Below are 6,666 nucleotides of genomic sequence, written 5' to 3'. Positions count from 1 at the left end.
ATTTCTCCACACCTACAAAGCGCGCCAAAGGCAGGCGCGGGGAAGCTTTAGTGAAGCTCCAAAACCAGCATCGCAGAGAGGTCGCGCACTAATGGTCCAACCCGACTCATAGCGACTACAATCTAAGGTTCTCTGCACCTGATAACTGCCTCCTATGCGCTCGCGAATCGCCAAACGACTTCCCCCGGATGCCGACAAGCTCGTCGGTCTTTCGCTCTCGCTGTTCGCATCGGGCAGCCGTATAGAAGACCGATTCTGGGAAGCGCGCCTCGACACGCTTCTCGGGAAAATTGTTCGCAACGGCAATCAGACCGCGCTCGATGCCGCGCTCGATCACCTCCAACTCAAGTTCCCCGACGCTTACGGCGCGCTCGCCGATATGGCGGAAACACAAAGCGAGTCGTTCGCAATCGAGATCGACGGTGTGCCGCACGAAGCGCTGCTGATTGCGGCGCCCGTGCTGGCCTGGACGCGCTACTCGATCCCTTCCGGGCCGCTCAAAGCCGAAGTGGTCGACGCGTTGCGCATCCAATTGCAAGCGCACGTGCTCGCGGAAGGCGCGAAAGTGGCGCTCGCGCCGTACCTCTATAGCATCGACCAGTTACCGCGGCACCACGTGGAAACTGCACGCGTCGCGCAGCAGCTCATACAGGCCGTGCTCGGCCACGCGCCTGCACGCCTCAACCTCGGTGACCTGCCCGAAACATCGCCCATACTTGCGGACCCGCGCTTTCTGCTGGCGATGGCCATCGTGCCTGTTGGCACTGCGCTGTTTCGATGGCAAGAGGAAACGGCCGGCACCCGGATCGAACGCGGCCAGTGTCTTGAACACTGGGCGACCCAAGGCGGCGCCAGTTTTGCGGCCATCCTGCCCGGCTGCGAATTCGAATGTCTGCTGCCCGACGCCTACTATTCGGCATGTCGTGACGCCGACGAACAGGTTCGGCCGCACTCGGTCCGCACCGCGGTTCGGTACCTGTTCGACACGCTCGGAACGGCGCCTGACGAACTACGTGCCGTGATTGCGGGATTTGGCGAGCAACGCGTCGATGAATATCGGATCGGCTTTACGCGCCGTGGCAGCAACGAAGTGATCTATGGCGTCGTCTGGCCACTTTACGGACGAGAAAACGGCGAGATTAACGCGGCCGAAGAAGCGGCCGAGTTAGAGGGCGCGGATGGTCCGGTCGAAGAGATCGTCGCGCTGTTGAAGCGCTCGGGCGTGACCGACGTGCGCCGACACACCGGCCGTTTCGAACCTGAATATTGCGACGATTGCGGCGTGCCGCTGTACGCGGATCCGCTCGGGGAAATTGTCCACGCGGAAATGCCCGAAGACGCTGAGCCAGCCCAGCCTCATTTTCACTGAGGTAAGAGGTTTGAAGAAGCTGGAGGGCGAAGGCGTTTGGGTCTCGTGTGCCGCTTGTTGCCACCCTCCCCTCATTTGCATCATCACAAGGGATCGAGAAGTTAGCGCTTCCGAACCCGGCGAGAAGATGCAACGCCCATCTTGACGGGCCCATTTGTAACTTTCCCGAAGCGACACAAAGAACCGTTCCAGCGCCCGTTGGAACGGTTCTTTTTCATGCAGCACCCTCAGCGACCGAATACCTCCGCCCTGTCGTCTATGAGATGCGATCCGGGCAGCAGCGGCTCCTCGTGTTTCCATTCTCCAAGCCACTATCTATCGCCCCGTCAACACTGCCGGGCGAACAAAATCCGTGCGTGAAGACAGCGAAAACCTCAAGCCACTTGCCAAGTTGTTGAATGAAAACAACGCCGCTCGTGGATTCAAGCAAATGCAATCCCAATTATCCAAATTTATTCCGATGCCACAGCGCGGAAGCACGCTTCGGATACGTCTCATCTCGTCTCGTATTCGCACTCATACTTAAGACTCATCCCAACATCGCGCACACGCATTTCAGAACCCTCCTAACAAAGTCTCCTTGAATTGAAATTAATTCGCTAAATCAACCGCCAAGCGAAACACTGCGGGGAATTTTGTGCGTAATGTTTATGCCATTCGGTCAGGGCGCAATTTCGGCCGCGATTGGTCATTATTGGTTAGCCGCATATCGCCCGCCCGGCAGCGGGCATCGCGCCGAACCCATATAACAACGAGGCACGCATGAAATTCACCATAGTCAACTCCGAAGCCGAGCGTCGCGAAGGTTTGAAGGCGCTCTTGAGGCATATCGACCGGCGCGCGCGTTTCAATGAGGCAAAAGACTGGCGGCAAGCGGCAAGTGCGATCTTGCGGCTCGAGCCGGACATGATCGTGATCGACTGGCACGACGCCATGCGCATGGCAGACCTGCGCACGCTGTTGAATGCCTTCCCCGGGATTCCTGCGGCAATCATCGTGGACGAAGCGTCGACCGCTCAGGTCCGACTTCTTCTGAGCGCAGGTGTCCTCGGCGTGGTGCCGCGCGATCTCGACCCTACGCTGATTGTCAGGGCGCTCGAAATGGTTCTGCTGGGCGGCCATTACGTTCCCGCGTGCGCGCTTGACCCCGCGCTCGAGCCTGTTTTCCTGCCACGTCGCGACACTGAGCCGAAACAAATCCGAAAGGGCTCAAAGCGCTTCAACACTTTGTCACTGCGCCAACAGCAAATCATGCGGTGCGTGCACATGGGCAGCACCAACAAGATCATTGCGAAAACACTTGGAATCAGCGAGGGCACCGTAAAAATTCACTTGGGCAGCATTTTCCAGCAACTCGGTGCGCCGAATCGCGCAGCCGCCGTCGCTATTTATAACGGCTGGCAGAACGGCTACCTGGAAGTCCTGAAGCGCGAGGCTGACGCGTCGCCAAGGCCGGCGCTCGGCGATGCCGGTCCCGTGCCGCTGCGCACGGCCGCTTTGCTGACGTATGCGCCGCGGCCGGAGCTTGAAGAACATCTGCTGCCAATGGCAGCAGAACCTCAACCTCGTTTCGGCGACTGAACGCGCTTATTTCACAGCCGGCACGCAACGCGTAAATTAACGCGTTGCGTGTTGGAAAATCCCCGCTGGCACAGTCAATGCACACGTTTTCTGGCGCAAACGAGTAATATAAGATTTATGGGTTTCTTCTACACACCTCTTCCGCTTTGGCTCGCAATAGGTGGCTGGATTGTCACTGCGGGTGTGCTCGCCCTTGCAATTTGGAAGAACCCGTTTCGACGGTTGCAGGACGGGACGCTTCAACACGTCTGGTTCGGCATTGTGGTTGCCGTCACGGTACTGTGGGCGTGCAATACCTGGTTCGAAGATGGACCCGCCATTCATCTGCTAGGCGCAACGCTTATGGTCACGCTGTTCGACTGGCAACTCGCAATGGTCGGCATGGCGGTAACAACCGGTTTGGCGGCGGTCGTGCTGGATGCCTCATGGCCCGGTGTTCCCGTGACCTTCTTATTGTTCGGGGCATTGCCCGTCGCCGTATCGTCGCTGCTACAGAAAGCTATCCAGGCGTGGATTCCGCGCAGTCTGTTTGTCTTTATCGTCGGCCACGGTTTCCTGACATCAGCGTGCGCTGTCGCAGTAGCATGTTCCGCAGGGCTGTTGCTGGAAATCGTGCTTGCAAATGGCGCGATGATTATCCCGGCCGGATTTACGCTAGCTGCCTCCCTGCTCGTAGCCGGCGAGGCCTTGTTCTCCGGCGTATTCACCATCCTGATCACCGTCTACCGGCCTGCCTGGATCACTACGTTCGACGTCCGGCGTTATCGGCTGGATCGTGGGCCGCGGGTCTAAACGCTGTATCGATTCCAAACCTTGTCCCGCATCAAAGTCCTCGGCAGAAGCTGTGTCGAGGCCGGGCATCTTTGGCAGTTCGTGAAAGAATTTAATATAAGATGGAACTCCACCTCACTGTCGGGCATCTTACGTGCCTGTTGTCTCTTTAGTGCATAACCTGATGGATAGTATTCAAGTACCGCGTCGACTGCTCCGGCTGGTCGGCCGGCTGGTGGCAGTTGCATCAATGGCGACCCTGGTGTCGGCCGCGTGCAGCGCCACTGCGTTCGCTGATACGCTTGACGAACGCAACGAGCTCGTCAATCACTTCGTTACCGACTTCAACGCCAATCCCCTGGTGGCCGACTGCGCTGCCCACGGAAGTTTCGTGGCGAGTACATCGACGGCGTTCGATCATGTGGAGTTTCCCGCCAGTTCCTTCGATTCCGCTCATGGCAGCATCGTCCCCTGGAACGAGTCATTCGACGACCACAAGCAACGCATCAAGGTGGACAACGTCGTGACGGTCGAGGGCCTTGGGGTCACCAAGGACGGCGACTCCACGCCTTCTACGCTGAAGTTCCGTTGCGGCTATGTAGGCAGCCAGATGCTGGCTTTCGGCTGGAACGATCCGGTGCCGTCAGCCAGGCCGCGAGCTGAACCCCGCTCGAGCCACGGTGCAAGAGGCCGGCATGGTGCGGTCAAGGGCAAAGGGAAAACGAGCTCGAAATCGGCAGGCAGCAAGACGACGAAAAAATCGGCGAGCAAAAAGAAGCACTGAGCCGTGGGGCTCTGAGGCACGTTCTCCGAGCCATCGTCTCAACCTCAACGTCAATGCAAAAGGGTGTGATCGCTATCCAGCGATCACACCCTTTTGATATACACCCTTCAGAACGCGCAGGCATCGCATGCGCACCAGCGCGTTCACTTCACCCAGCGCGCCAACCTCAGAACGCCTGCAGATGCCGCAGGATAGCCTGAAGCATCGACGCCCCCAGCGCGGCGCTGCGCTCGCCGTTCCATCCAACCCGCTCGTCCGGCAAATTCGCGTTGTCCTTGAACGGCATCTCAAGCGTCAACGACAAACATCCGAACTCATTGCCCACATATTTGGATGCCAGCTTCAACGCGTCCGTCTGGTACTTGCTCGCTTCATAGCCGTACACGTCCTGAAAATCGGGACTCGCCTGCTTGAAGCATTCGATGAACGCCTTCTGTTCCAGCGCCTGCTTTTCAGTAAAGCCGGGCAGCATCTCCGACCCGGCCACGAACACGTAAGGCAGCGCTTCGTCGCCGTGGATATCGAAGAAAAGATCACAGCCCAGCGCGTGGATGGCATTACGAACGGCCAGCACTTCAGGACTGCGCGCGGCGTCCGGTTCCATCCATTCGCGATTCAGGTTGGCACCCGCGGCGTTGGTGCGCAGATTGCCGAGCACGCTGCCGTCGGGATTCATGTTCGGCACGATATGGAACACGGCGTGATCGAAGATCAATCGTGCGACAGGATCACCCGCCCAGTCGCCCCAGCCCGCCAGCCGTTTGACCAGACCTTCCACGAACCACTCGGCCATGGTCTCGCCGGGATGCTGGCGCGCGATGATCCACACGTTCTTCTTCGGCTTCACCGGGCGCTCGGTCTCTTCGGTCAACCCAAGCGACACGAGCGACATGGGCCGGCCTTGCACCGTCCGGCCTATTTCAGTCAGCGTCGCGTGCGGCATTTGCTGAACGGCACCGAGAAATCCTGCATGGCGCTCTTCGCTATACGGCTCGAAATAGGCGTAATACACGGCATCGAAATCCGGCGTGTGCTCGATGGTCAAGACGCGGCCGTCGTAACGAGTCGGCACACGGAACCAGTTGATGCGGTCGTAGCTCGCCACTGCCCGATACTCGCGCCAACCATCGGCGAACGCGCAGTCAGCGGCGTTTTCGAAGTTCATCGTGAGCGGCTCGTCGCGCACGCCCGAGACGCGGAAGTAGAACCACTGTGCGAACTCGGCGTGGCTGTCCGGCCGCACACGCAAGCGAATGGCCGCGGGGTCCTCGGCGGACACAACCTCGATCGCGCCTGCATCGAATTGACTCGTGATTGAAATGCTCATGACGCTTCCTTAATAGTGCGTGCTCGTGGCGCTCAAGAACCCAGCCGCCGGCGATACACATAACTCGTTTCGGTGGATGCCTTTTTATCGAAGGCATACCCATCGCTGTCGAAAGCCTTCAGGCCTTCCGGCTCGTCAATCCGATGCTGCACGGCAAATCGCGCCATCATGCCCCGCGCGCGTTTTGCGTGAAAACTGATGATCTTATACTGGCCATTTTTCCAGTCCTGGAAGACCGGCGATATCACCGGCGCGTCCAGGCGCTTCGGCTGCACCGACTTGAAATACTCGTTGGACGCGCAGTTCACCAGCACGCGCGCGCCCTTCTGTTTTTTCATCTGCGCGTTCAGGGCTGACGTGATTCGATCACCCCAAAACGCATACAAATCCTTGCCGCGCGCGTTGGCGAACTTCGTGCCCATTTCCAGCCGATACGGTTGCAACAGATCCAGCGGCCGCAGCAGTCCGTACAATCCGGAGAGTACGCGCACATGAGTTTGAGCGTAGTCGAGATCCGCCGCGTGCAGCGACTTTGCGTCGAAACCTTCGTAGACATCGCCGTTAAACGCCAGCATGGCCTGCTTCGAATTATGCGTGTCAAAGCTCGGCGACCAGTCCGCATAGCGCTGGAAATTGAGGCGCGCGAGCGGATCGGAGATATGCATGAGGCTGCCGATTTCCTGTGGCGAGAGCTTGCGCAACGCGTCGATGAGTTCAGCGGAATCGGCGGCGAATTCAGGCAACGTGTGCTTGCTGACGTGAGGCGGGGTCTCGTAGTCGAGCGATTTGGCCGGCGATAGAACGATTATCATAGGGGCTCGCCGGCATGCTGCC

Annotated in this window: 6 protein-coding genes; 4 read left to right on the top strand and 2 right to left on the bottom strand. The window is 58.8% G+C overall.

Translation table 11 applies throughout. The annotated features are described in order from the left end of the window. Nucleotides 1-154 precede the first annotated feature (154 nt). From ACSQ83_RS16910 to ACSQ83_RS16895, 4 genes are all read left to right on the top strand, one after another. On the top strand, nucleotides 155-1,369 hold the full coding sequence (locus ACSQ83_RS16910) for a DUF2863 family protein (protein ID WP_414968366.1): 1,215 nt from the start codon (nucleotides 155-157) through the stop codon (nucleotides 1,367-1,369). A 762-nt stretch (nucleotides 1,370-2,131) separates the two neighbouring features. Beyond that, the gene (locus tag ACSQ83_RS16905) at nucleotides 2,132-2,950 is read left to right on the top strand and encodes a LuxR C-terminal-related transcriptional regulator (protein WP_436228935.1); all 819 of its coding nucleotides are present in this window, start codon (nucleotides 2,132-2,134) and stop codon (nucleotides 2,948-2,950) included. Nucleotides 2,951-3,067: 117 nt separating this feature from the next. Further along, nucleotides 3,068-3,742 (top strand): hypothetical protein, encoded by a 675-nt coding sequence (locus ACSQ83_RS16900; protein WP_414952333.1) that lies wholly within the window; start codon nucleotides 3,068-3,070, stop codon nucleotides 3,740-3,742. Between the two features lie 163 nt (nucleotides 3,743-3,905). Next, nucleotides 3,906-4,505: a BspC domain-containing protein gene (locus tag ACSQ83_RS16895; protein ID WP_436228934.1), complete on the top strand. Its 600-nt coding sequence runs from the start codon at nucleotides 3,906-3,908 to the stop codon at nucleotides 4,503-4,505. A gap of 166 nt (nucleotides 4,506-4,671) precedes the next feature. On the opposite strand, the gene ACSQ83_RS16890 is transcribed toward ACSQ83_RS16895, so the two are convergent. Together ACSQ83_RS16890 and yaaA are read right to left on the bottom strand one after the other, a co-directional pair. Next, nucleotides 4,672-5,832 carry a M14 family metallopeptidase gene (locus tag ACSQ83_RS16890; RefSeq protein ID WP_414952331.1) on the bottom strand — a complete coding sequence of 387 codons (1,161 nt, stop codon included), beginning with the start codon at nucleotides 5,830-5,832 and terminating at the stop codon, nucleotides 4,672-4,674. 32 nt (nucleotides 5,833-5,864) lie between these two features. Then, complete coding sequence (gene yaaA / locus ACSQ83_RS16885) at nucleotides 5,865-6,644, bottom strand: peroxide stress protein YaaA (protein ID WP_414968369.1); 780 nt, start codon at nucleotides 6,642-6,644, stop codon at nucleotides 5,865-5,867. Nucleotides 6,645-6,666: the final 22 nt, after the last annotated feature.

It is taken from the genome of Caballeronia sp. LjRoot29 (assembly GCF_964252755.1).
Taxonomy (GTDB): Bacteria; Pseudomonadota; Gammaproteobacteria; order Burkholderiales; family Burkholderiaceae; genus Caballeronia.
The sequence above is the reverse complement of the archived record's forward strand: the minus strand, read 5'-3'. Positions and strand labels throughout refer to the sequence as shown.

Bases quoted from the DNA above. Each gene is read 5' to 3' on its own strand.
- yaaA (WP_414968369.1), bottom strand. From the start codon at position 6,644: ATGATAATCGTTCTATCGCCGGCCAAATCGCTCGACTACGAGACCCCG.
- ACSQ83_RS16890 (WP_414952331.1), bottom strand. From the start codon at position 5,832: ATGAGCATTTCAATCACGAGTCAATTCGATGCAGGCGCGATCGAGGTT.
- ACSQ83_RS16895 (WP_436228934.1), top strand. From the start codon at position 3,906: ATGGATAGTATTCAAGTACCGCGTCGACTGCTCCGGCTGGTCGGCCGG.
- ACSQ83_RS16905 (WP_436228935.1), top strand. From the start codon at position 2,132: ATGAAATTCACCATAGTCAACTCCGAAGCCGAGCGTCGCGAAGGTTTG.
- ACSQ83_RS16910 (WP_414968366.1), top strand. From the start codon at position 155: ATGCGCTCGCGAATCGCCAAACGACTTCCCCCGGATGCCGACAAGCTC.
- ACSQ83_RS16900 (WP_414952333.1), top strand. From the start codon at position 3,068: ATGGGTTTCTTCTACACACCTCTTCCGCTTTGGCTCGCAATAGGTGGC.